The following is a 25,001-nucleotide window of genomic DNA, read 5'->3' as shown; positions in this document are numbered from 1 at the left end:
CGCGCTCCGGAGCCCTTCATGCCGACCTTCCGCCTGCATCCATCCCTCGTCGAAATCCCCGCCAACCAATGGGACGCCTTGACCGGTGATCAGCCGAGCCTGTCCCACGCCTACCTGTCTGCGCTGGAAGACAGCGCCTGCGTGACCCCCCGTTCCGGTTGGGGACCGCGCCATGCGGCGTTGTGGGAAGGCGAACGCCTGCTCGCCGCGATGCCCCTGTACCTGAAGAGCCATTCCTACGGCGAATACGTGTTCGACTGGGCCTGGGCCGATGCCTACCGGCGCCACGGGCTCGACTACTACCCCAAGTGGCTGACCGCGGTACCCTTCACGCCGGTGCCGGGCCGGCGCATCCTCGGCCACGACGAAGCCGCCCGCCGCCTGCTGCTGGCCCTGCTCCTCGACGAGGTACGCATGTCGGGCGCCTCGTCCCTGCACGTGCTGTTCCCCACCGACGAGGAAAGCGCGTGGCTGGCGGAAGCCGGGCTGGAAATCCGCCACGGCGTGCAGTTCCACTGGCGCAACGCCGGCTACCGGGACTTCGACGATTTCCTGGCCCAGCTGGCCCAGCCCAAGCGCAAGAAGATCCGCCAGGAGCGGCGCAAGGTGGCGGAAGCCGGCATCGAGTTCCGCATCCTGCGCGGCAAGGAGATCGGTGCCGAGGAGTGGGCCTTCTTCCACGCCTGCTACCGCCGCACCTACGCCGAACACGCCTCCACGCCCTATCTGAACCTGGCCTTCTTCACCGCCCTCGGGCAGCGCAAGGCCGACGCCTGCGTGCTGATGATCGCCGAACGGGCCGGCACGCCCATTGCGGCGAGCTTCTTCCTGCGCGACACAGACGCCCTCTATGGCCGCTACTGGGGCGCCATGGAGTTCGTGCCCTGCCTGCACTTCGAGGCCTGCTACTACCAGGCCATCGACTACGCGATCCGCGAAGGCCTGGCCCGATTCGAAGGCGGCGCCCAGGGCGAGCACAAACTGTCCCGCGGATTGGAACCGGTGCGCACGTCCTCCGCCCACTGGATCGCCGACCCACGCTTCCGCGACGCAGTGGGCCGCTTCCTGGCCCAGGAACGGGGCGGCGTGGACGCCTATCTGGACGAGCTGTCCGAACGCCTGCCCTTCCGCGACCGGGGCTGAACCCGGCCGCCGGGATCAGGAAAAGTTCAAGATTCGGCGCGCACCTTGCGGGCTCGTGGTGCCCTCCCTGCACGCGGCTCCTTGCGCGCCTCGACGGCCGCCTCGAGCTGACGCTCCACATCGAAAGCCAGCGCGAGCGTGCCTTCGCGGGCATAGGCCTGATGATTGCCCTCGATGTCCTTCAGCTTGTAGAGGTAGTTCACCATCAGGCCGCAGGATTGACGCAGGCCCCGCGCCGACACGTCGCCCAACCAGTTGATGCGCCCGAGACTGGCGCCGTTGGAGAAATGGAAGCGCCCAACCGGGTCGAGCGGGTGCTTGCCGCTCTTCTCGCGGGTCAGGTAATACGTGCATTCGCCCTTCAGCCAGGCCTGCAGCGGCGCTGACGGCGACTGGCTGCCGGCGATCTCGGCGCCGACACAGTCGAGCACCGCGGCAACACCACTCTTGCCGGTCCCATCCAGCAGCTTGCGGACGTCGGCGGGGATACGCTCCAGGTAGGCCGGCTCGGCCAGGCGCTTGTCCAGCCAGCGGTTGAAGCCCGGCACCGGCGACAAGGTCGCGAAGGTGCGCAGACGCGGAAATTCCTGCAACAGCTGCTGCACGACCCGTTTGATCAGGAACTCGCCCATGCTCACGCCGCGCAGGCCGCTCTGGGCGTTGGAGATGGAATAGAAGATCGCGGTGGTCGCTGCTTCCGGGTCAAGGGTCGGCTGGTTCTCGTCCAGCAGGGTCTGCACCTTGTCGGCGATGTCCCGCACCAGCGCCACTTCGACGAAGATCAGCGGCTCACCCGGCATACGACCGTGGAAGAAGGCGTAGCAGCGGCGGTCGGAATCCAGCCGGTTGCGCAGATCGCTCCACGACTTGATCTCATGCACCGCCTCGTAGCGGATCAGCTTCTCGAGCAACGACGCCGGCGACTCCCAGCCGACCCGCTGCAGTTCCAGGAAGCCCGCGTCGAACCAATTGACGAACAGGTGCAGCAGATCCTGATCGAGCCCCGGACAGGCGTCCACGCCGAGGCGCAACAGATCGGCACGCAAGTCCACCAGCGCATGCACGCCATGGGGCAGTAGATTGAACTGGCGCAAGATGCGCAGCCGCGGCGACTCCAGGCTGGCGCTCAGGCGCCCTTCGGCGCGGGCCCGCTCGGCCGGGCCGCTGGCCGTCATGTAGGCCTCGATGGCGCGCCGGACGTCCACTTCCACCGGCCCGAAATCCGCTTCCAGGCGCCCCAGGAAGGCGCGCCGGTCGTCGTCGCCGGCGGCCAGATAGAAGGCCAGCAAATGCCCCATGCGCTCCCGGGCGCGGGCCTCACCGTCGTAGTCGCCGGCCGCCGCCGTCAACAGATCCTCGACGCGCCGCCAGCTGCGGGCCGGCACGGCCTCGACCCGCGGATGCGGCGCCTGCGCCTCTTCCCGTCCACGCACCAGGCGGCGCCACAGCCCCGCCATGGAGGCCCCCAACCCACGGCCGCCTTCCGCCATATTGTTGTCCGGTGATCCCATTGCCCTCTCCTTCCTCGAACGAATCCCTGTCCACGAGCCTCGCCGGCCCACGCCAGCGGGCAGGCCGGCCCGGATCTTCCTTTCAAGGATGACCGGCGCCGGCGGCCGTCAGTTCCGTGCCGATGGCATCAGCGATGCGCCGGCACCGGTTCGCGGATCGGCAGATTGACCAGCGCAGCCAGCAACGCCAACACGATATCGGCATACCACATCCAGTCGTAATTGCCGAAATGCACCAACGCCAGCCCGCCCAGCCAGGCCCCGAAGAAGGCACCGATCTGGTGGGACAGCAGGGTCAGGCCGAACAGCGTGGCCAGGTAACGCAGCCCGAACAGCTTGCCGACCAGCCCGGCGGTGGGCGGCACCGTCGCCAGCCAGGTCAGGCCGAGGCCGATGGAGAAGGCATAGAAGGTCATCGGCGTCTTCGGCGCCAGCAGGTAGAGCCCAACAAGCACGGCACGCGACGCATACATGACGGTCAGGATCCACTTCATGCGGTAGTGCTGGCCGAGGGCACCCGTACCGAGGCTGCCGGCGATGTTGGCGAGGCCGATCAGCGCCAGCGACAGCGCCGACACATTGGCCGGAAGGCCGCACAGGTCCACTGCTCCAGGCAGGTGGGTGACCAGGAAGGCGATGTGGAAGCCACAGGTCAGGAAACCCGCGTGCAGGCACCAGTAGCTGCGGTCCCCCAGCGCCACCTTGAGCTGCTGGCGCAGGCCCAGGTCGGGCGCAGCCGACGGCGGATGTTCGACCTTGTGGCGCAGTGGCCACGACAGCGGAATCGTCAGCAGGCAGATTGCCGCCAGCCCATAGAGAGCCGTCACCCAGCCGAAACCGGTGATCAGGAACTGGGACAGGGGTGCGAAGACGAACTGCCCGAAGGAGCCGCCGGCGTTGATGAAACCCGACGCGAAGGCGCGCCGTGGCGGCGGCAGGCGTTGAGCCAGCGCACCGATGAGGATCGAGAAGCTGCCGGCGCCGGCGCCCGCCGACACCAGCAGCCCGAGCGTGACGGCCAGGCCGAACTCGGTGCTGACGAGAGGCGTCAGCACCAGCCCGAGGATCAGCATGACGGCCCCCGTGAACAACGAACTGCCGGGCCCGTAGCGGTCGGCCAGCGCCCCGAAGACCGGCTGCGAAGCGCCCCACATGAACTGCCCGATCGCCATCGCAAAACTGATCGCGGCGATACCCATTCCGGTCGAGGTATTGATCGGCGACACATAGAGGCCGAGGGACAGGCGCACGCCCATCGTGATCATCAGCACCGCCGAAGCGGTGAGCACCAGCGGCCAGAAGCTGCCGGCAGGCGAAGAGACGGTAAGGGAAGGTGACGTCATGACGGGAGCACGGCCGCGGGCCGCTTTTCATCGGCCGCCGAGCATCCCTCAGACGCCCGCTGCCGGTCAATCAGGATTTACGCGAGCGCAGCGTGACCAGCGCCGCCGGAAAATCGTAGGACGCCACCTCCCGCTCGAAGCGCGGCCACAGACTGCCAACCACCGGCCGCAGACATTCCGCCGATTCCCGCGCGACCCGCACCGCAGCTACGTTGTCTTCGGCCAGCAGCGCGTCGAGGCGGGCCAGCGCCTCCTGCACTGTGGAACGATCCTCCGTACAGCTTTCCGCCGCCACGACTTCCGGGTCGGGCAAGGCCCGGATCGCCGTGACCGCAGCCGTCTGCGCCGCATCCAGCTCGGTCAGCAAGGCATCGATGTCCGCCCCTTCGTCGCCGCGCAGCGCCGCATCCAGACGAGTCGCCAGAATCTGGACCTGGCGCATGCCGATCATGCCGGCCACCCCCTTCAGGGAGTGGGCCAGGCGCGCCGCCTCTCCCTGGCTGCCGGCCTCCCACTGAACGCGAATCTTGGCGCCGTCTGCCTCATGCCCGGCCGCATACTTGTGCAACAAGCGCAAGTAATTGGGAATTCGCCCACGCAGGTTCTTCAGACCGTAGCCCACGTCCAGCCCGGGCACTGCCTTCAAGGCCAGCTCCAGCGTGGGCGGCGCCGCGGAGACGGCCTCCTCCAGCGGCAGGGCGAACGGCAACCGGGCCTCCGCCGGATGCCGGCTTGATGCCGGCAGCCACTGCAACAGCTTGGCGTAGAGCACCGCCGGATCGACCGGTTTCGACAGGTGGTCGTTCATGCCGGCCTGCAGGCAGCGTTTCCGGTCCTCGCCGAAGGCATTGGCTGTCATCGCCAGGATCGGCATCGTCAGCCCACGGGCACGGATCGCCTCCGTCGCTTCGATACCGTCCATGACCGGCATCTGCATGTCCATCAGGATCAGGTCGAAACAGGTGGCGGCGGCCTTGTCCACCGCCACCGCGCCGTTCTCCGCCAGCTCGGCGTTCAGGCCGACGCTGTGCAGCAGGGACACCGCGACCTCCTGATTGATGTGACTGTCCTCCACGACGAGGATGCGGGCGCCAGCATACTCGCGGCTCAGCCGGGCCTCGTCCTGGTGCGCCTCCTCGGCCGGAGCCAACGGATGGTCGCGTTGGATCAAGCCGGCGAGCATACGCTGCAGGTTGGACAGCAGGACCGGCTTGGCCAATGTGGCGGCAACGCCCGGATGCCCTCCTCCCCCGACGGCCGCCGGCTCGTCCTCCTGGGTCAGCACGATGCAGCGCGGCGGGGACGCCAGTTCGAGTCCCGCCACCGCACGTGCGGTATCGAAGCCGTCCATCTCAGGCATCATCGCATCGACGAACAGCAGGTCCATGGCTCGCCCGGCCTTTTCGGCCTGCTGCAGGCGCTCGAGGGCCGCGAGTCCCGAATTGCAGCATTCGACACTGGCCCCCTGCATGCCGAGCATGTCGGCCAGGGTTTCGCCGGCCTCGGCCAGATCGTCGGCAACCAGCACCCGCAAGCCACCCAGAGACAAGGGTGCGGGCACTTCGCGGCGAACCCGCCCGAAGCGTGCAGTGAACCAGAAGCGGCTGCCCTGCCCCGGCTGGCTGTCCGCGCCGGTCGTGCCCCCCATCATGCGGGCCAGGTGGCCGACGATCGCCAGGCCCAGCCCGGTACCGCCAAAACGCCGGGTCGTCGAGCCGTCGGCCTGTTCGAACGGTTTGAAGAGGCGGGCCAGCACATCGGGCTGGATGCCGATGCCGCTGTCGACGACCTCGAAGCGCAGCAGAACCGCATCGTCGGAGTCCGTTTCGCTGCAAACCCGCAGCATGACCCGGCCGGCATCGGTGAACTTGACCGCATTGCCCAGGTAGTTGACCAGCATCTGCCCCAGGCGGGTTGAGTCCCCGCGCAGCAGGGCCGGCACCGCGTGGGTATCCACGACAAGCTCCAACCCCTTCTGAATGGTCTTGTCGGCCACCAGCGCGCAAGCGTTGCGCACCACGTCCTCGAGGCTGAACTCGGCGTCGTCGAGACTCAGCTTGCCGGCCTCGATCTTCGAAATGTCGAGGATGTCGTTGATGATGGACAGCAGGTGGTCGGCCGCATCGCTGATCTTCTGCAGTCGCATGCGCGCCTCGTCGCTCTCCGCATTGCGGCGCATCAGGTGGGTCAGGCCGATGATGGCGTTCATCGGCGTACGGATCTCGTGGCTCATGTTGGCCAGGAAGGCGCTCTTGGCCCGGTTGGCCGCGTCGGATGCCTGACGGGCCGCCTCCAGCTCCGTGGAGCGCTCGGACAGCGCATGGTTGGTTTCCTCGAGCTGATGGGTGCGCTCGGCCACCAGTTGTTCGAGATGATCCCGATGACGGGCCAACTCCTCCTCGACCCGCTTGCGCTCGGTGATGTCCTCCTGGATGCCCAGGTAATGGGTGGTCCGCCCATCCAGTTGCACTATCGGCGAGATGCGCGCGAACTCGACGCAGACCTCACCGTTGCGCCGCCGGTTGATGAACTCGCCTTCCCACGGCCGGCCGGCGCGCAGGGTCCGCCACAAATCGGCAAAGGTCTCTGGCGGTGTCAGCCCCGACTTGAGAAAGCCTGCCCGCTGGCCGATGACCTCGCGCAGTTCGTAGCCCGTTCCATCGAGGAAGGCCTTGTTCACATACTCGATACGGCCATCCAGATCGACGATGATCACGCTGGCCAGGCTCTGCTCCACAGCCAGCGACAGCTTGAGGAGCTGTTCGGCGGCCTTGCGCTTTTCTGTGACATCCCGCCAGATGCCGGCCAGATAGCTGCGGCCGTTGATCTCCAACCCGCTGTAGCTCAACTCCACGTCGCGCACACTCCCGTCGGCGCGCTTCTGGCGGCTGTCGAACATCACCGGCTCGTTGCGTGCCCGAATGTCCTGCACCCGTCTGGCAACCTCCTCCGGCGACAGGTTGACCTGGATGTCGGACAGGCTGATCGCCGCGAACGCCTCCCGCGTGTACCCCAGCCCCCGGCAGGCAGAGTCATTGAACTCCACGAAGCGCAGCGTCTCCACGTCGAGCAGCACGATGCCGTCCACGGCCTGCCCGACGATCGCGTCAAGCACCTGCAGCGCCCGCAATTGCCGGCCCTGGGCCTCCTCTCGCTGGCGGGTGAGCTGGAGCTCCCGATACTGGAACAGCAGCAGCGCCGCCCCTGCAGTGGCAAACAGCGCGAAGCCCATCGCCAGCGCGATCCACCAGACCTGGCGGCGTGAGCCCTCGTATATCTCGTCCTGGTCCACCTTGACGACCATCGTCCAATCGGTGCCCGGCACCGACCGCCCGACCCCGACCACCCGCACGCCGCGGTAATCCAGCGCCCCCATGGTGGCCGGACGGTGCTCGGGATTCTTGACCGCCTGGACGGCGAGAACGGCCTCGCTGCCAAGCGGCAGACGCAGGCCAAGCGCCGGAATATCCTGATGGCGCAGGGGGTTGAGGTTGACCACCACATCCCCGTCCTGGCGCAACAGCAAGGTTTCCGCGGTCCGACTGGGCACCGGCCAGCCCTGCAGGTAGGCAAACAGGAAGGCGTGGGGATCCACTTCGAGGACCACTGCCCAGTGTGGCGCCCCCGGTCTCCCCTTCAGCGGGGCCACGAAATCCAGTCGGACCTGGGCCTTGTCGCCACTGCCATCCCGATAGAAATTGGTGTCCACCGCCCTCCCCTCGGCCAGCGCCCTGCGCACCGCCGTACGCAACACATCCGGCACCTCGAAGGGCGGGCCGGAGGAGACGACAGGACGGCCATCCGCATCGAAGACGGCAACCCGGCCATAACGATAGGCCCGACGCACCGTCTCGAGATGTTCGCGCAGACGCTCCTGGGCTTCCGGGTGGGCCCATTGCGCATGCAACAGCTCGAAGCTCGGATCGCCGGCCAGCGCCAGCGCATCGGCACGACGCTCGTCGAGCCAGGACGAGATCTGCCCCAGCTTCAAATCGGCCACCGCCTCCATGCGGCGGAGCTCCTGGGTTTCCCGGTCGTGCGTCGTGAACATCGCGCTGCCGACGCCAAGCGCCACAACCACCAACGCGAAAAGGGAGAACGGCACCAGCAGACGCAACGCAGCGCGTTCCTGCCGCAACCAGGCCCAAAGTCTGGGGCGCGGCATCTCGGCCGCCGGATCGCCGCTGAAACGGTGCAGCACGACCCACAGTGCCCAGGACGTCGCACCGACGAAGATCCAGCCCTTCAGGGTGCTGACCAGCAGCAGATCCTCCGACTGGGGCAGCAGCAGACTCACCAGGTTGTCGGAGAACAGCACCCAGCCGGTGGCGAGCAACCCATAGACCAGCACCACACGGGCGATGCGGCCGTTCATCGGTTCTCCTCGTCCCGGTAGCGGGTCGCGATGTCGGCGAAACGCACGAACTCGGCCACGAAGGCCTCCACCACGGCGGGGTCGAAATGACGGGCGCCTTCGGCGCAGATCATGTCGCGGGCGGTTTCCAGCGCCACCGCGGCCTTATAGACCCGACGCGACACCAGCGCATCGAACACGTCGGCCAGCGCCATCAAGCGCGCCGACAAGGGGATCGTCTCGCCGGCCAGCCCTTCGGGATAACCGGAGCCATCCCAGCGCTCGTGATGGTAGAGGGCGATCTCCTTAGCGTAGGCCAGGAAGGGAACCGGACGCTCGGCATCCTCCTCGGCCTTGTGGATCGCCTCGCTGCCCAGGCGCGAATGGGATTTCATGATGACCCACTCGTCGGCCGTCAGCTTGCCCGCCTTCAGCAGAATGTGGTCGGGAATGCCGACCTTGCCGATATCGTGCAGCGGCGCCGATTTGACGATCAGGTCGATGTGTTCCGGCGTCAGTACCGCTGCATGGCGCGGGTCGGTGGCCAGGCGGCGGGCCAGCACCGCCACATAGGCCTGGGTACGCCGCACGTGGTTGCCGGTTTCCTGATCGCGGATCTCCGCCAGCCGCGCCAGCGCACGGATGCTGACGTCCTGGATCAGGAGGTTCTCGCTCATCCGGCGGGCGATCTCGGCTTCCAGAAAGAGATTCTGATCGCGCAGGCGGTCCCGCGCGCGCTTGAGCTCCAGCTGGTTGCGCACCCGCGCCAGCACGATGCTGGGCCGGATCGGCTTGGTGATGTAGTCCACTGCGCCCAGCTCAAGGCCGCGCTCCTCGGCCTCGACGCCATCGAGGGCGGTCACGAAGATCACCGGGATGTCGCGGGTCAGCGGATCGGCACGCAACGCGTCGAACACCGCATAACCATCCATGCCCGGCATCATCACATCGAGCAGGATCAGGTCGGGCACTGGCTGGCTACGCGCCACGGCCAGCGCCCGCACGCCGCTGTGGGCGCCGCGCACCCGGTACAACGGCTGCAGCAGTTCGCCGAGCACCTCGAGGTTCTCGGGCAGATCGTTGACGATCAGCACCGTCGCCGGCAGGGGCGACGGATTGTCGTCGGGCTTGGGAGAAGACAGGTACGGCGTCATCGTGGAAATGGATTGATCTGGAAACCGGCCTCTGGGGAAAACGCCAACGCGCTCCCTTGCTCCAGGAGCCGGACGAACCGCGGGACCTGTTCATTCAGAATCAGTATTATCCATCGCTTATCGTCTCTTCCATGCAGCTTCTTGACTCTGGTCAACAAGCAATTGTGAAATGTGCCGCAACCGGGGCCGCAAGCTAAACTCTCTGTCCTTCCAAGCCCCCGGATCCATGTCTCCAATACTCGCCCGCCTGCTGCCCTTTCTCGCCTGGCCTCGCCAGCTGGATGCCACCGGCCTGCGGGCCGACCTGCAGGCCGGCTTCACGGTGGCCCTGGTGGCGATCCCGCAAGCCCTCGCCTACGCCCAGCTGGCCGGCCTGCCGCCCTACGTGGGGCTCTACGCGTCGCTGCTGCCGAGCATCGTCGGCGCGCTGTTCGGCTCATCGGGCCAGCTCAGCACCGGGCCAGTAGCCCTCACCAGCCTGCTCACCGCCACCTCGCTGGCGCCACTGGCCCTGCCCGGCTCGGAAACCTACCTGGTGCTGGCGGTGCAGCTGGCACTGTTGGCCGGGCTGCTGCAGCTGGCTTTCGGCGCCCTGCGCCTGGCCCACTTTGCCGATCTGCTGTCCCATCCGGTACTGCACGGCTTCATCAACGCGTGCTCGCTGCTGATCTGCGTGGCCCAGGTACCGACCCTGCTCGGCCTGCGCAGCGCCGGCCAGCGCCCCTTCTTTGAAGCCGTGGTGGACCTCACCACCGCACTGCCCGATGCCCACCTCCATGCCGCCGCCCTAGGCCTCTCAGCCGCCGTGCTGCTGATCGCCCTCAAACGCCTGCTGCCGCGCTGGCCGGGAGTCTTGATCGTGGTCGCCGGCCTCAGTGGAGTGGCCTGGCTGACGGGCTTCGAAGCCGACGGCGGTCACGTGGTCGGCCTGCTCCCCGACGAAACCCTGGCCTTCGCGCTACCGCGCCCGGACTGGGGGCAGATCACCGACCTGCTGCCGTCGGCCTTCGTACTGGCACTGGTCAGCTTCCTGGAAGCCATGTCGAGCTGCAAGGTCGCCTCGGCACGCACCGGCGAGCGCTGGGACGGCAACCAGGAGCTGATCGGCCAAGGCCTCGCCAAGATCACTGCCTCGGTGTGCCAGGCTTACCCGGTCAGCGGCTCCTTCGGCCGCTCGGCCTTCTTGCTCGCCCATGGCGCACGCACCGGGCTGGCCTCGGTGATCGGCGCGCTGATGGTGCTGGCGGCATTGTTCAGCATGCCCGGCCTGATCGCCCACATTCCGCTGCCAGTGCTGGCGGCGGTAATCCTGGTGACCCTCGCCGCGCTGCTGTCGCCGGCCCAGCTCAAGGAAGCCTGGCGCGCCAACCGGGACGATGGTCTGGCCGGCACGGTGAGCTTCGTCGCCACGCTGGCCTTCGCGCCGCATATCGAGATCGGCATCCTGTCGGGGCTGATCCTGTCCCTCGCACTGCTCATCTACCGCAGCATGAAGCCCCGCGTCGCAGTGCTCGGCCGCCATCCGGACGGCAGCTGGCGCGACGCCGCCCGGTTCAACCTGCCACCGGCCCATCCGCAGCTGGCCATCCTGCGCTTCGACGGCCCACTGCATTTCGTCAACGCTGCCACCTTCGAAGACGCAGTGCTGGCCGTCGAGCGTGACCACCCGGAACTCAAGGTGCTGCTGCTTTCCTGTGCCGGCATCAACGACATGGATGCCAGCGGTGTCGAAGCCCTGCGCCGGGTCCACCGTCAGTTGGCTGAAGCCGGCCGTACACTGGCCTGCTGCGGACTCAAGAAGCAGGTCATTGATGTGCTGGAGCGCACCGGACTATGGAGTCACCTGGCCGCCCACGCCACGTACCGTACGGAGGATCACGCAGTCACGCACCTCTTGCCGAGCCTGGCCGAGGTTCCCCCACCAGCCACCATGCGGCGCGGTTTCGAATGGTGAGGCCGGCTTTGTTGACCTGAGTCGTTGTTATGCCCCTTGCAGAAGCAGATACTGGCATCCAATCAGGCATTCAAGCTTTCGACTCAAACAACAAGGGAGCGCCTCATGACACCGACCTCGGTACGCGATATCCGTAACCTAAGCCTGCTCGGCCAGTCCGGGAGCGGAAAGACCACCCTGCTCGAAAAGCTGCTGGCCACCGCCGGTGCCATCGGCAGCCCTGGAACGGTCGAGCGGGGCGATACCGTCAGCGACTACGATCCCCAGGAAAAGGCCCTCGGCCATTCCCTCAACAGCACTGTCACCCACCTGGAATGGGCCGGGCACTGGATCAACGCCATCGACACCCCGGGCCTGCCGGACTTCCTCGGCCGCGCGCTGGCCACCCTGCCGGCGGTAGAAACCGCCGTCGTCGTCGTCAATGCCGCAGCCGGCGTCGAAACCGTGACCCGCAAGATCATGGAGGCCGCCGTCGGCCAATGCCGGATGATCGTCGTCAATCGCATCGACGCACCGGGCGTAAACTTCGATGCGTTGCTGGAACGCATCGGCGCCTGCTTCGGCAAGGAATGCCTGCCGATCAACCTGCCGGCACCCGGCGGCGAGGCGGTCATCGACTGCTTCTTCGCGCCGGACTACGCCGCGACCACCGCGTTCTCGAACGTCCGCGAGACCCATGACCGCATCGTCGACCAGGTCGTCGAGGTGGATGAAGAACTGATGGCCGTGTATCTGGAACAGGGCGAATCCCTGCAGCCGGAGCAGCTCCACGACCCGTTCGAGCAGGCCCTGCGCGAAGGCCATCTGATTCCGGTGTGCTTCACGTCGGCACGCAGCGGTGTCGGCGTAAAGGAATTGCTCGACGTGATGGGGCGCCTGCTGCCCGATCCGACCGAAGGCAATCCGCCGCATTTCCTGAAGGGCGAAGGCGCCACCGCCGAGCCGGTAGCAGTCAGCACCGACGCAGGCAAACACGTCATCGCCCATGTGTTCCAGGTCAGCAACGACCCCTTCCGTGGCAAGCTCGGCCTGTTCCGCATCCACCAGGGCACCGTCACGCCGAACACCCAGCTCTTCATCGGCGACTCCCGCAAACCGTTCAAAGTCGGGCACCTGCTACGCGTACAGGGCAAGAACCAGGTCGAAATCGAGGCGGGCATTCCCGGCGACATCTGCGCCGTGGCACGCATCGACGAGATCCACCGGGACGCGGTACTCCACGACGCCCACGACGAGGACCACTACCACCTCGCCCCGCCGGCCTACCCGCAACCGGTATTCGGCCTGGCCCTGGCCGCCGAAAAGCACGGCGACGAGCAGAAGCTCTCCGAAGCCCTCCACCGCCTGCTCGATGAAGACCCCTGCCTGAACGTCGAGCACGACCTGCAGGCCAAGGAAACGGTGATCCGCGGCCTCGGCGAAGTGCATCTCAAGTCGCTGCTGGAAACCCTCAAGGCACGCTGGAACCTCAACCTCACCACCAAGCCGCCGGCCATCCCCTACAGGGAAACCGTCGCCGGCACGGCGGAAGCCCGCTACCGCCACAAAAAACAAAGTGGTGGCGCCGGCCAGTTCGGTGAAGTGGCGCTACGCGTCGAGGCACTGGAACGCGGCGCCGGCGTGCACTTCGCCGACGAGGTGAAGGGCGGCACGATCCCCGGCAACTTCATGCCGGCTGTCGAGAAAGGCGTCCGCCAAGCCATCGCCGAGGGCGTACTGAGCGGCTTCCCGCTGCAGGACCTCCGCGTGGTGGTCTTCGACGGCAAACACCACACCGTCGACTCCAACGAGGTTTCCTTCGTCACCGCCGCCCGCCACGCCGTACAGGAAGCCGTCCAGGGCGCTCGCCCGGTAGTGCTTGAGCCGCTGGTGACGCTCACCGTGCGGGTCGCCGACGAGCACTTCGGTGGCATCAGCGCCGAGCTTTCAGGGCGCCGTGGCCGTGTCACCGGCACCGACAGCCCGCAACCCGGCTGGACCGAGATAACCAGCGTGGTGCCAATGGCCGAGATGGAAGGCTTCGAATCCCGCCTCAAGTCCATCAGCGGCGGCGACGGCAGCTGCAGCGTGGCCTTCAGCCACTACGAAGCAGCCCCGGCCGAGGTGCAGCAACGCCTCGCCCGCGAGCACGCAGGGAAGCGCGGAGGCGAGCAGTAAAAGACAAGTGGCAACAACCGAGGGCGGCCCTGAGGGCTCGCCCTTGTTCTATCGACGCCGCGTCATACCCTGACCAAGGGCAAATTCATTCGCCCTTAGGGGGCAGATTCCTCTGCAGGCAGAGCGTCCCCGGCCGACCATCGAAACCTACCGGGATTTAGTTCAGATACATCGACAACTGCCGGCGGGCGTCCATCACCGCCTTGAGGTCGGGACAAAGCGGGAACCACTCCACCAAACGGCTACGCGCCTGGCTGCGGGCCTCGCCGCGGTCACGCAGGACAATCTCCAGCAATTGTTCAAAGGCTGCCGGCCAGGCGTCCCGCTGGGCCAGCACGGTGGCCAGCGCAATGCGGGCATCGAAGTCCTTCGCGTTGGCCTCAATGCGCGCCCGCAGTTCGACCTCACTGGCCGCCCCTGCCCCTTGCGCCAGATCCAGCCGGGACTTGAGCTTCAGCCAATGCTCGTCCCGTGCCCGCGGCTCGACCGTTTCCAGGGCGGCCAGCGCCTCCTCGGACAGACCGGCGTCGATCAGCGTCTGCACCAGATCGAAAACGATGACCTGGCGGCCACCCGACAACGCCACCGCACGGCGCAATAGTTCGGCCCGCTCGCGTGGATCTGTCAGTCCACCCGCGGCACGGCGCAGCTTTTCCGCTTCATCCGGCAGATGACCGTCGAGGAAGGCCCGCACCTGCCCTTCCGGCAGGGCGCCCATGAACTCGTCCACTACCTCGCCGTCGACGAACAGCTTCACCGCCGGAATGCTGCGCACCGCGTAATGCGCCGACACGGAGGGAGCCTCGTCGGAGTTGAGCTTGGCCAGCACGAAGCGGCCACCGTATTCGCCGGCCAGCTTTTCGAGCAAGGGCTTGAGCGTGCGGCACGGGCCGCACCACGGCGCCCAGAAGTCCACCAGCACCGGCACCTCGCGGGAGCGAGCGAGGACGGCAGTTTCGAAATCGGCTTCAGTGATGTCGATGGAGAAATCGGTCATGGGGCTTACCTGGCAATGGTTTGTTGGCTTGGCAAAACCTGCATATGGGGAATATCCGGCCACCTTCAAGACAGCGCAGCCGGCGCGGCTCCTCAGCGCGGCCGGCTGTCCCAGATTTTCTGCAGACGCTTCACGGACACCGGCATTGGAGTCTTCAGCTCTTGGGCGAACAGACCGACGCGCAGTTCTTCCAGCAACCAGCGGAACTCCTCCAGCTGCGGGTCGGTGACGCCCGCCTTGGCCTTGGCCAGCCACTCCCGCTCGAAGGGCTGGGCCAGACTCTTCCAGTCAGCCATCAGTTGAGCGTCGCGGGGCGCGTTGCTGCGCAGCTTGTCGATGCGCACGGTGGCCCCCTTCAGGTAGCGCGGAATCTGCGCGATGCGCTCGTAGGGCAAAGCCACCAGGAAATTCTTCGGCATCAGCTTGGCAACCTGGGCGTTGATGTCGGCCACCACGTCCGGGAAGGTTTTCAAGCCGGCCAGGCGCTTGGTCAGCGTGGCGTGCTCGACGATCAGCTGACCCGTCAGGCGCATCAGCTCCTGAGCCACCAGCGTGATGCGCGGCTTGGCCTCCTGGCAGCGCTTGGCAAAAGCGTCGGCGTCCGCCGGCAGGGGTTCGAGCAGGCAGCAGCGCTCCAGCGTTGCCGTCACCAGCTGGGCCTTCAGCTCCGCCTCGGTGCCGTAGTTGATGAACTGCAGGGCCAGTTCGCGGATGCCCGGCAACTTCTCGATGGCCTTCACCTGGGCCGACAGTTCCAGCGCGAACAGCCGCGCGAGGCCACCGCGATGGACCTTGGCGGCCTCCTCCGGGGTGTCGTAGGGACGCAGGGAGACGCTGCTGCCGTCGTCGTGCAGGGCCGGGAAACCGACGATCTCGCGACCGGCGACCTTCACTTCGAGCAGTTCCGGGAGCGCGCCGAAGGTCCAGCCGGTGAAGCCGGACAAGGTCTTGTCGACGCTGGCCGCCGGGGCTGCCGCAGGCGCCGGAGCAGACTTGCCGCCGGCAGGCGGCGCCGCCTTCTTTGGCGCCGGCGCGTCTGATGCCGCCGGTACGATGCGCGCGCTCTGGAAGCGCGCCGCCACCTGGTCGCGGTACTTGGCGCGCAGCTCGGCCAGGTTGCGGGACTGGCCGAGGATGCGACCGTGCTCGTCCTGCACCCGGAAGTTCATGAAGCAATGGGGATTGAGGTTCTCCGGGCGGAAGCTCTCCATCGGCAGCTTGAGGGACACCCGCTCCTCGACGAAGCGCTGCAGCATCTTGATCAGCGGCTCGTCGGTGTCGAACTCGCCGGCGTCGTAGCGCTCCATGAAGGCCGCCGCGCTGTCGGCCATCGGCTGCAGGCGGTGGCGGTGCTTTTGCGGCACAGTGCGCAACAGCGCATTCACCTTCTCCTCCAGCAGGCCCGGCACCAGCCATTCGCAGCGGTTGGCGGGGATCTGGTTGAGCATCGCCAGCGGCACCGTCAGCGTCACCCCGTCGTCGGCTCCGCCGGGCTCGTGCAGATAGGCGAGCTTGAGCTTCTGACCGAGGACTTCGAGGTTCGACGGGAAGCGGTCGGTGGTGATGCCTTCGGCGTCGTGGCGCATCAGCTGGTCGCGCGACAGTTGCAGCAGCTTCGGCGCCTTCTTCTCGGCGTCCTTGCGCCAGGCCTCGAAGCTGGCCATGTCGAGCACTTCCGGCGGCAGCTTGGCGTCGTAGAAGGCGTAGATCAGCTCTTCGTCCACCAGCACGTCGGGGCGGCGGGACTTGTGTTCCAGGCGCTCGATCTCCGCCACCAGGCGCCGGTTGTGGGCCAGGAAGGCCATACCGCGGGCCGGGCCCTCGGCGATCTCGCCCTGCACCAAGCCCTCGCGGATGAACAGCTCGCGACACAGGGCCGGGTCGATGTCCCGGTAGCTCACACCCCGGCGTGGATAGACGGTCAGCCCGTACAGCGTGCCGCGCTCCCAGGCGCGCACCGCGCCGCTGGCCTTCGACCAGTGGGGTTCGGAGATATTGCGCTTGAGCAGGTGCCCGCCGACTTCCTCCAGCCATTCCGGCTCGATGCGCGCCAGGCAGCGGCCGAACAGGCGAGACGTATCCACCAGCTCGGCACACATGATCCATTTGCCGGCCTTCTTGGCAATGGCGGAGCCCGGATGGGGCCAGAACTTGATGCCGCGGGCGCCCAGGTAGCTGCCGGCGGCCGGCCCCGAGGCGTCTTCGATCTTGCAGCCCACGTGGCCCATCAGGCCGGTCAGCAGCGCCTTGTGGATCGCCTCGTAGCTGGCCGGCTCCTTGTTCTCCTTCCAGCCATGCTCCGTGCACAGAGTATGCAGCTGGGTGAACACGTCGCGCCATTCGCGCAGGCGCAGCCAGGACAGGAAGTTCTGCTTGCACCAGGCCTTCTGCTTGCTGGAGCTCTCGTGGCGCTGGACTTCGTCCCAGGCCTTCCACAGGTTCCAGTACCACAGGAACTCGGACTTCTGGCTCTCCTCCGGGCCGCGGAAGCGCGCGTGGGCCTGGTCGGCGGCGGCCTGGCGCTCGGGCGGACGCTCGCGCACGTCCTGCGTGGACAGCGCGGCGGCAATCACCAGCACCTCCGAAAGACTGGCCCGGTCGCGGGCGGCCAGGATCATGCGGCCGATCTTCGGGTCGAGGGGCAACTTGGCCAGCTCGCGGCCGATCGGCGTGAGCTTCATCGTCGCCGCCCCCTCAACTTCCTCCACCGCCCCGAGCTCGGCCAGCAGCTGGTAGCCGTCGGCCACCATACGCGGCAGCGGTGCGTCGATGAAGGGGAACTCGGCCACTTCGCCGAGCTTGAGGGACTTCATGCGCAGGATCACCCCGGCCAGGGACGAGCGCAGGATTTCCGGATCGGTGTGGGCCGAGCGCTTGTTGAAGTCGTCCTCGTCGTAGAGGCGGAAGCACACGCCATCGCTGACCCGGCCGCAACGACCGGCCCGCTGGCGGGCCGCGGACTGGGCAACCTTCTCGATCTGCAACTGCTCGACCTTGTTGCGGTGGCTGTAGCGCTTGACCCGCGCCAGGCCAGTATCCACCACGTAGCGGATGCCCGGCACGGTCAGCGAGGTTTCCGCCACGTTGGTGGCCAGCACCACGCGGCGCCCCTTGGACGGCGCGAAGACCCGCGCCTGCTCTTGCGCCGACTGGCGCGCAAACAGCGGCAGGATCTCGGTACCGGCGGCGTGATGGGCCTTGCGCAGGGCCTCGGCGGCCTCGCGGATCTCCCGTTCGCCGGGCAGGAAGACCAGCACGTCGCCGGGGCCGCTGCGATGGGCTTCGTCGACCGCATCCACCAACGCGTCGTAGAGGTCGCGGTCCGGGCCGCGGCTGTCCTGGCGCGGGGTCGGCTCACCCGGCCGGGCCGGCTTGGGCTCGTCACGCTCCACCGGCCGGTAGCGCATCTCGATAGGGAACAAGCGGCCGGACACCTCGATCACCGGCGCCGGCTTGTCCTCGGTGCCGAAATGGCGGGCGAAGCGCTCGGCATCCAGCGTTGCCGACGTGACGATCAGCTTCAGGTCAGGCCGTTTGGCCAGCAGCTGGCGCAGGTAGCCGAGCAGGAAATCGATATTCAGGCTGCGTTCGTGGGCCTCGTCTATGATCAAGGTGTCATAGGCCGAGAGCAGCGGGTCGCCCTGGGTTTCGGCAAGCAGGATGCCGTCCGTCATCAGCTTGATGTAGCTCTGCGGACCGATGCGATCGGTAAAGCGGATCTTGTAGCCGACGGTGCTGCCCAGCTCGCTCTTCAGCTCCTGGGCGATGCGGCTGGCGGTGGCGCGGGCGGCGATCCGCCGCGGCTGGGTGTGACCGATCAGGCCCGACACGCCGCGGCCGAGCTCCAGGCAGATCTTGGGCAGCTGGGTGGTCTTGCCGGAGCCGGTCTCGCCGCAGACGATGACGACCTGGTGCTCGCGGATCGCCGCGGCGATCTCGTCCTTGCGCTGGTTGACCGGCAGATCGGGCGGAAAGTCCGGCTTGGGCAGCGCGTTGGCGCGGGCGATCAGCTTCGCTGCCGAAGCGGCGATGCGCAGGCGCAGCGCCTCCGGCAGCTCGTCGAGGCTGCGCGGGCGCTTCGGCAGGCGGCGCAGGTCGCGGCGCAGCCCAGGCCGGTCGGCGGACAGGCATTCTTCGAGCAGGGAATAAGGATCGTTGCGGTCGGGCCGGGGTTGCGGTGATGCCATGGGGGAATACAGCGAAAGACGATTGATGAAGGCCCGCGCGCCAATCGGCAACGAACCGCAGGCGACGGGTTCGGACGCTCAGCTACGCCAGCTATGCACGGTCTATACACCCCGCGCGGTCATGCCCAGGGGGCCGCACCGATGCCGATGGCGACGAGAGCCAGCGTCGGAAAGTGTTGGACATGATCAGACATGGCCGCGGATTTTACCCCGCCGACGCCGACGCCGCCGGCAAAAGCCTCAAGAACCAGCGTGATGCCGCCGATAGCGATCATATCCGCACAGGTGCGCGCCCCGCAGGAAGCTGCGGCGGCAGGGCGCAGACAAGCGGCGGCTCGGCGACGCCGAAAGACCGCTGCATAAATGGAGACACGATGAACATCCCCGACAGCCCGCCCGCGACATCCACTCCCTTGCTCTATCAGGCGCGCTTCGATTGCCATCGCGGTGAACTGACCGGCGTGCAGGCTCTACGACAAGGCCCGCAGCACCCGGTCCCGGAGTTGCTGGTCGCCGGCAGCCCGGCCGAGTTCGATGCATTGCGCATGGCCTGTCTGCAGGTTGCGCTCTGGCAGGGCAGCACCGGCCGGCCGCTCGGGCTGACGGTCGGCGCCCGCCTCGATACCTTGTGTGAACAAGGCTTCGCCCACGCCCTCGGCACCATCCTGCGGGAGACGCGGCTGGAGCCCCACAGCCTGGAAATCAGCATCATCACGCCCCGTGACGAAGTCCCGGACGACATGCTCGGCGCGCTGGCGCAACTGCACCGGCTCGGCATCCGCTTCGCGCTCTGCGCCACCAGTCCGGCCAGCACCCGAGTGGCGTGGACCGCCCAGCTGCCGATCGACAGCATCGAGGTGCCGGCCCGCCTCGTCGAGAACGTGGCGGCGGCACCGGAAGGCGTGGCCATCGTGCGCGCCCTGCTCACCCGCGCCCATCGCATGGGGCGCCAGGTGTGCGCAATGGAGATCGCCAGTACCCAGGCAGCGGCGGTGATGACGGCAGCTGGCGCCGACACGCTGCAGGGCCCCCTGGCCGCCGCCCCGCTGCCGGCAGAAGATCTCACGGCCCTGCTGGCCAGCGGTTACCGGCTCGATGCAGCGCTGCTGCGCGGCCCCTCCACCGAGCGCACACTGCTGCTGGTAGACGACGAGGACAACATCCTCTCCGCCCTGCGCCGCCTGCTGCGCCGTGACGGCTACACGATCCTCACCGCGAGCGATGGCAAGCAAGGCCTGGAGGTGCTCTCCGCCAACCGGGTGGACGTGATCGTCTCCGACCAGCGCATGCCTGGCATGACGGGCGTGGAATTCCTGCGCAAGGCCAAGGACATGTGCCCGGACAGCGTGCGCCTGGTGCTGTCGGGCTACACCGACCTGCAATCGGTCACCGACGCGATCAACGAAGGCGCGATCTACAAGTTCCTCACCAAGCCGTGGGACGACGCGATGCTGCGTGCCAACATCGAGGAAGCCTTCCGGCGCAAGGCCCTGTCCGACGACAACCAGCGCCTCACGAACGAACTGCAGCACGCCAACCAGGAACTGGCCCGCATCAACGCCCGCCTTGAAGGCCTGCTGGCCGCCCAGCAGCACCGCCTCGGCGTGGACGAGGCCGCACTGACGCTCGCCCAGGAGGCCCTGGCCGTCATGCCGCTACCGCTGCTAGGCATCGCCCCGGACGGGATGATCGCCTTTGCCAACCAGGCCGCCGAAAGCCTGTTCGCCGGGCAGGCACCGCTGATGGGCCTGAACGCCGACGAAGTCCTGCCGCCACCGCTCTCCGCCCTCGCAAGCAGTGGCAGGGGAGACTGCGACAGTCTGGTCGGCGGCGTACAGTTCCGCATCGAGGCCCACCCCCTTGGCGGCAACGGCCGCCATCGCGGTACCCTGCTGTGCTTCACCTGCCAACACCCAGCCTGACCCATGAGCGATATCCAACGCCTGCCCCTCGACGCAATCCAGCCTGGCGCGGTGCTGGCCGAAGCCGTCGCCGACGCCCGCGGCACGGTGCTGCTGCCGGCCGGCCTGAGTCTTACCGAGGCACACCTCGCCAGCCTGCACCGCCGCAACATCGCCACGCTCAGCGTCACCGCGCCTCCCGATCCGGCGGAGCTGGCGCGCCGCCGCGAAAAGGTCCGGGAACGGGTCCTGTACCTGTTCCGCCACACCGACGACGAGCCGGCCGCCCAGGCCTTGCTGCAGGCCGTGCTGGCCTTCCGCCAGGAGCAGGTGCGATGACCGATACACCGACCCTCGCCGACGTGGCTGGACGCATCCGCAGCCTGCCGGCCATGCCGGCGGTGGCGCTCGAGCTGCTGCACACGCTCGCCGAAACCGACGCCACGTCGGCCGACCTGGCCGATCTGGCCCGCCGCATCGCACAGGATCAGGCCATCACGGCCCGCGTTCTGCGCGTCGCCAACTCGCCGTTCTACGGCCTGCAGTCGCGGGTCGCCTCCATCCATGACGCCATCGTCGTGCTCGGCTTCTCGGCGGTACGCTCGCTGGTGCTGGCCGCTGCGGTGATGGCCAGCCTGCCGGGCGGCCCCTGCACGGGCTTCAACCAGGAACGCTTCTGGCGCCATGTGCTGGGCACCGCAGCGGCGGCGCAGGCCATCGGCAAGCGCCTACGCCGTCCGTCCGAAGCCCTTTTCATCGCCGGCCTGCTGCATGACATCGGACGCCTCGCTCTGGTGGTCCTCTACCCAGCGCGCTACGCGACCACACTGGCCGCAGCCCGCGAGCAGGACCGCGGGCTGCAGGAGATGGAACTGGAACACTTCGGTTTCGACCACACGGCAGTCGGCGCCAGCCTCGCCGAACACTGGCATTTTCCGGCGGAAATCGCGGACGCCCTCGCCTGGCACCATCAACCGGAGCGGGGCAAGGCGGACGGGTTGGCCGCCATCGTCCATTACGCCGACGCCATCGCCCAGGCTCTCGACTTGGACGACGCGGAAGACAGCCAGGTCGCCCGCCTGCAGGAAGGCGCTGTGGTCAAGCTCGGCCTGGACTGGAATACCCTGCTGGCCGTCCTCGCCGAGACGCAGAGCCGCTTCGACAGCTATCGGCTGATGCTGGGCTAAGCCATGCGGGACCATGACACCTATCCGCTGCCTGCCGACCTGTTTCCCCTCGCGGAATCCCTCAGTGCGGGCATCATGCTGCACCGGGGCGGCAAGATCCTGTTCGCCAATCGCACCATGTCGCGCCTCACCGGCTACTCACCGGCCGAACTGATGGCGCTCGACTACTGGGCGTTGTTCCAGCCCGGCGTACAGCAGCGCATTCGCGAGCGGACCGAGGCGCATCTCGCGCACGCACGGGCACCGACCTCCCGCTGCGAGACAGCCATCGTGACGCAGACCGGCGAACTGCGCTGGATCGAGCTGTCGATCTCCCACCGGGAGATCCTCGACGAGCGCACAGTGATCGGTTGCTTCATCGACATCACCATCCGCAAGCAGGCCGAAGCCGCCCAGCTCCAGGCCCAGCAACTCCTCACCCAGATCATCGACAGCGATCCGGTACCGACGCTGGTCATTGATGCCCACCATACGGTTACCCACTGGAATCGCGCCTGTGAGCAGGTCATCGGAATCCCCTCCGGTGAAATGGTCGGCACCACCCGCCAATGGGCTGCCTTCTACCCGAGCGAGCGGCCGATCATGGCCGACCTGATCATGACCGGTGAGATCGACGGCCTGCTGAATCTGTACGGCAGCAAGAAGCTACGTCGCTCGCCTGTGATCGACGGTGCCTACGAGGCCGAGGACTTCTTCCCCGGAATGGGCAAACACGGGCGCTGGCTGTACTTCAGCGCAGCACCACTGCGCAATGCCGCCGGCAAGATCATCGGCGCCATCGAAACCCTTCAGGACATCACCGAGCGCAAGAACGCCGAGATGGAACTGCGCGCCATGCAGGCCGACCTGGAGGCAAAGGTCACCAAACGCACGGCCGAGCTCCAGCAGGCCAAATCCTCTCTGGAGCAGGACATCGCGCGGCGGGAAACCGCCGAAACGGAACTCCTCAAACGCTACGCCGAACTCACCGAACTCAACTGCCGCCTGCAGGAAACCCAGCAGCAACTGGTCCAGTCCGAAAAACTGGCGTCCATTGGCCAGCTCGCCGCCGGCGTCGCCCACGAGATCAACAACCCGATCGGCTACGTCAACTCCAACCTCCGTAGCCTCAAGGGCTACATGGCGCAGATGCTGGAGGTACTCGATCTCTACGAGTCCTGCGAGGCGGCATTGCCGGCGGCCGAACGCCAGCGCATCCAGGCAGCCAAGAAGGCTGCGGATTTCGACTTCCTGCGCGACGACATCAGCCAATTGATCAGCGAATCGCAGGAAGGCACCGAACGGGTCAGCAAGATCGTCCACGATCTGCGCGACTTCTCCCGCACCGACACCAACCAGGAATGGCAGGCCGCTGACCTGCACCACGGACTCGACAGTACCCTCAACATCGCCAGCAACGAGATCAAGTACAAGGCCGATGTGGTACGCGAATATGGCAACCTGCCCCTTGTCGAATGCCTGCTGCCGCAGCTCAACCAAGTCTTCATGAACCTCTTCGTGAATGCGGCCCAGGCGATACCCGACGACCGCCGCGGCACCATCACCGTGCGTACCGGCACAACGGGCGGGGACGCGTGGATCGAGGTGGCCGACAACGGCAAGGGCATGCCGCCGGACGTGCGTGACCGGATCTTCGATCCCTTCTTCACCACCAAGCCGGTCGGCAAGGGTACCGGGCTCGGCCTGTCCCTGTCCTACGGCATCATCCAGAAGCACCAAGGCCAGATCGCCGTCAGCAGCACGCCCGGCACCGGCACCACTTTCCGCATCACGTTGCCCATCCATCGCAAGGTCTCCGCCGGAACGCCCCAATGACCCTAACCCCGACAAGCGACAACACCAGTTTCACAATTCTCTGCGTGGATGACGAAGCCAACATCCTGTCAGCGCTGCGCCGCCTGTTCCGCCCTCATGGCTACACCGTGCTGGTGGCCGGCGGCGGCGCAGAGGGCCTTGAAATACTGGCCAAGGAACGTGTGGACCTGATCATCTCCGACATGCGCATGCCCGAGATGGACGGCGCCACCTTTCTCGCCGAGGCGCGCAAGCGGTACCCCGATACGGTGCGCCTGCTGCTCACTGGCTACGCCGACATGGAATCGACCATCGCCGCCATCAACGCGGGCCAGATCGCCCGCTACATTGCCAAGCCGTGGAACGACCAGGACGTGATCCTGACGGTACGGGAGGCCCTCGAACGCAAGGCGCTGGAACGGGAGAAGGCCCGCCTCGAAGCGCTGACGCGCGCCCAGAACGAAGAACTGAAGAACCTCAACGCCAGCCTCGAACAGAAGGTCGAGGTCCGCACCGCCGAGCTGAAGACCGCCCACGAGAAGCTCAAGCAGAACTTCCTGACGTCGATCCGGGTGTTCTCCAACCTCATCGAACTACGCGAAGGCCTGATCTCGGGCCACTCGCGCAGGGTTGCCGATCTGGGCCGCAAGCTCGCCAACAGACTCGGTTTCGCCCCTGCCGAAGCCCAGGACGTGATGGTCGCCGGCCTGCTGCACGACATCGGCAAGATCGGACTGCCTGATGAACTGCTCGCCAAGCCAGTGTCGCACATGAGCGGCGACGAACTCGGCGTGCTGCGCAAGCATCCGGTAACCGGCCAGGCGGCTTTGATGGGCCTGGAAAACCTGCGTCGCGCCGGCACCTTCATCCGCGGCCACCACGAACGCTGGGACGGCCAAGGCTACCCCGACCGCCTGTCCGGCCTGGCGATTCCCTACGGAGCACGGGTGCTGGCGGTGGCCAACGACTTCGACGGCCTGCAGATCGGCGCCCTGTCGGCGCGCAAGCTGAAGGCCGAAGAGGCCGTCACCTTCATCCAGCAGAACCGCAGCAAGCGCTATTGCCCGCAGGTGGTGGATGCGCTGATCGCCGAGCTGGGCGCAACCGACGCCGCAGCGGCCATAGGCAACGAGCACTCTCCTTCATCCCTCAAGCCCGGCATGGTGCTGGCCCGCGACCTGGTGACCCGCGACGGCGTAATGCTGCTGGCCGCAGATTTCGTGCTCGACGAGAATCTGATCCGCCAACTGCGCGAGCTGGAAGCCTCGGAGGGCATCCGGCTGGCAATCGCCATCCGTCCAGAGCGCAAGTAGCCGCAG

Annotated in this window: 15 protein-coding genes; 8 read left to right on the top strand and 7 right to left on the bottom strand. The window is 67.0% G+C overall.

What is annotated here, in order from left to right:
* The first annotated feature begins 18 nt into the window (after positions 1 to 18).
* Positions 19 to 1,143, top strand: a complete 1,125-nt coding sequence (locus AC1PPK_RS10570; protein WP_481117778.1) for a GNAT family N-acetyltransferase — start codon at positions 19 to 21, stop codon at positions 1,141 to 1,143.
* Positions 1,144 to 1,169: 26 nt separating this feature from the next.
* Here AC1PPK_RS10570 and AC1PPK_RS10565 read toward each other — a convergent pair whose 3' ends face one another.
* The 4 genes from AC1PPK_RS10565 to AC1PPK_RS10550 form a co-directional block, all read right to left on the bottom strand.
* Positions 1,170 to 2,654, bottom strand: coding sequence for a malonyl-CoA decarboxylase (locus tag AC1PPK_RS10565; RefSeq protein ID WP_481117777.1), 1,485 nt, complete (start codon positions 2,652 to 2,654; stop codon positions 1,170 to 1,172).
* A gap of 128 nt (positions 2,655 to 2,782) precedes the next feature.
* A complete protein-coding gene (locus tag AC1PPK_RS10560) occupies positions 2,783 to 3,997 on the bottom strand; it encodes an MFS transporter (protein ID WP_481117776.1) in 1,215 nt (404 codons plus the stop codon).
* Between the two features lie 70 nt (positions 3,998 to 4,067).
* Positions 4,068 to 8,372, bottom strand: a complete 4,305-nt coding sequence (locus AC1PPK_RS10555) for a response regulator (protein ID WP_481117775.1) — start codon at positions 8,370 to 8,372, stop codon at positions 4,068 to 4,070.
* On the bottom strand, positions 8,369 to 9,505 hold the full coding sequence (locus tag AC1PPK_RS10550) for a response regulator (protein ID WP_481117774.1): 1,137 nt from the start codon (positions 9,503 to 9,505) through the stop codon (positions 8,369 to 8,371). The genes AC1PPK_RS10555 and AC1PPK_RS10550 overlap by 4 nt, the downstream gene beginning before the upstream one ends.
* A gap of 226 nt (positions 9,506 to 9,731) precedes the next feature.
* On the opposite strand from AC1PPK_RS10550, the gene AC1PPK_RS10545 reads away from it, so the two are divergent.
* Together AC1PPK_RS10545 and fusA are read left to right on the top strand one after the other, a co-directional pair.
* Positions 9,732 to 11,459 (top strand): SulP family inorganic anion transporter, encoded by a 1,728-nt coding sequence (locus AC1PPK_RS10545; RefSeq protein WP_481117773.1) that lies wholly within the window; start codon positions 9,732 to 9,734, stop codon positions 11,457 to 11,459.
* Positions 11,460 to 11,564: 105 nt separating this feature from the next.
* Positions 11,565 to 13,616 (top strand): elongation factor G, encoded by a 2,052-nt coding sequence (fusA, locus tag AC1PPK_RS10540; protein ID WP_481117772.1) that lies wholly within the window; start codon positions 11,565 to 11,567, stop codon positions 13,614 to 13,616.
* A gap of 157 nt (positions 13,617 to 13,773) precedes the next feature.
* Here the strand turns inward: fusA and AC1PPK_RS10535 are convergent, their stop codons facing one another.
* The 3 genes from AC1PPK_RS10535 to AC1PPK_RS10525 all read right to left on the bottom strand — a co-directional run bounded on the left by AC1PPK_RS10535 (position 13,774) and on the right by AC1PPK_RS10525 (position 19,075).
* Entirely contained in the window at positions 13,774 to 14,613 is an 840-nt protein-coding gene (locus AC1PPK_RS10535) for a tetratricopeptide repeat protein (protein ID WP_481117771.1), read from the bottom strand.
* Between the two features lie 92 nt (positions 14,614 to 14,705).
* Complete coding sequence (hrpA, locus tag AC1PPK_RS10530) at positions 14,706 to 18,800, bottom strand: ATP-dependent RNA helicase HrpA (protein ID WP_481117770.1); 4,095 nt, start codon at positions 18,798 to 18,800, stop codon at positions 14,706 to 14,708.
* A 119-nt stretch (positions 18,801 to 18,919) separates the two neighbouring features.
* Entirely contained in the window at positions 18,920 to 19,075 is a 156-nt protein-coding gene (locus AC1PPK_RS10525; protein WP_481117769.1) for a hypothetical protein, read from the bottom strand.
* 99 nt (positions 19,076 to 19,174) lie between these two features.
* On the opposite strand from AC1PPK_RS10525, the gene AC1PPK_RS10520 reads away from it, so the two are divergent.
* Genes AC1PPK_RS10520 through nosR form a run of 5 tightly spaced genes read left to right on the top strand, consistent with a single transcriptional unit; the run spans position 19,175 to position 24,995 of the window.
* Entirely contained in the window at positions 19,175 to 20,722 is a 1,548-nt protein-coding gene (locus tag AC1PPK_RS10520; protein ID WP_481117768.1) for a response regulator, read from the top strand.
* A 3-nt stretch (positions 20,723 to 20,725) separates the two neighbouring features.
* The gene (locus AC1PPK_RS10515) at positions 20,726 to 21,040 is read left to right on the top strand and encodes a hypothetical protein (protein WP_481117767.1); all 315 of its coding nucleotides are present in this window, start codon (positions 20,726 to 20,728) and stop codon (positions 21,038 to 21,040) included.
* Positions 21,037 to 21,888 carry an HDOD domain-containing protein gene (locus AC1PPK_RS10510; RefSeq protein ID WP_481117766.1) on the top strand — a complete coding sequence of 284 codons (852 nt, stop codon included), beginning with the start codon at positions 21,037 to 21,039 and terminating at the stop codon, positions 21,886 to 21,888. The genes AC1PPK_RS10515 and AC1PPK_RS10510 overlap by 4 nt, the downstream gene beginning before the upstream one ends.
* A 3-nt stretch (positions 21,889 to 21,891) precedes the next feature.
* Positions 21,892 to 23,703: a PAS domain S-box protein gene (locus tag AC1PPK_RS10505; RefSeq protein WP_481117765.1), complete on the top strand. Its 1,812-nt coding sequence runs from the start codon at positions 21,892 to 21,894 to the stop codon at positions 23,701 to 23,703.
* A complete protein-coding gene (gene nosR, locus AC1PPK_RS10500; RefSeq protein WP_481117764.1) occupies positions 23,700 to 24,995 on the top strand; it encodes a response regulator c-di-GMP phosphodiesterase, NosR family in 1,296 nt (431 codons plus the stop codon). The genes AC1PPK_RS10505 and nosR overlap by 4 nt, the downstream gene beginning before the upstream one ends.
* The last annotated feature ends 6 nt before the right edge of the window (positions 24,996 to 25,001 follow it).

Source organism: Zoogloea sp. JDB1 (genome assembly GCF_056724025.1).
The sequence above is the reverse complement of the archived record's forward strand: the minus strand, read 5'-3'. Positions and strand labels throughout refer to the sequence as shown.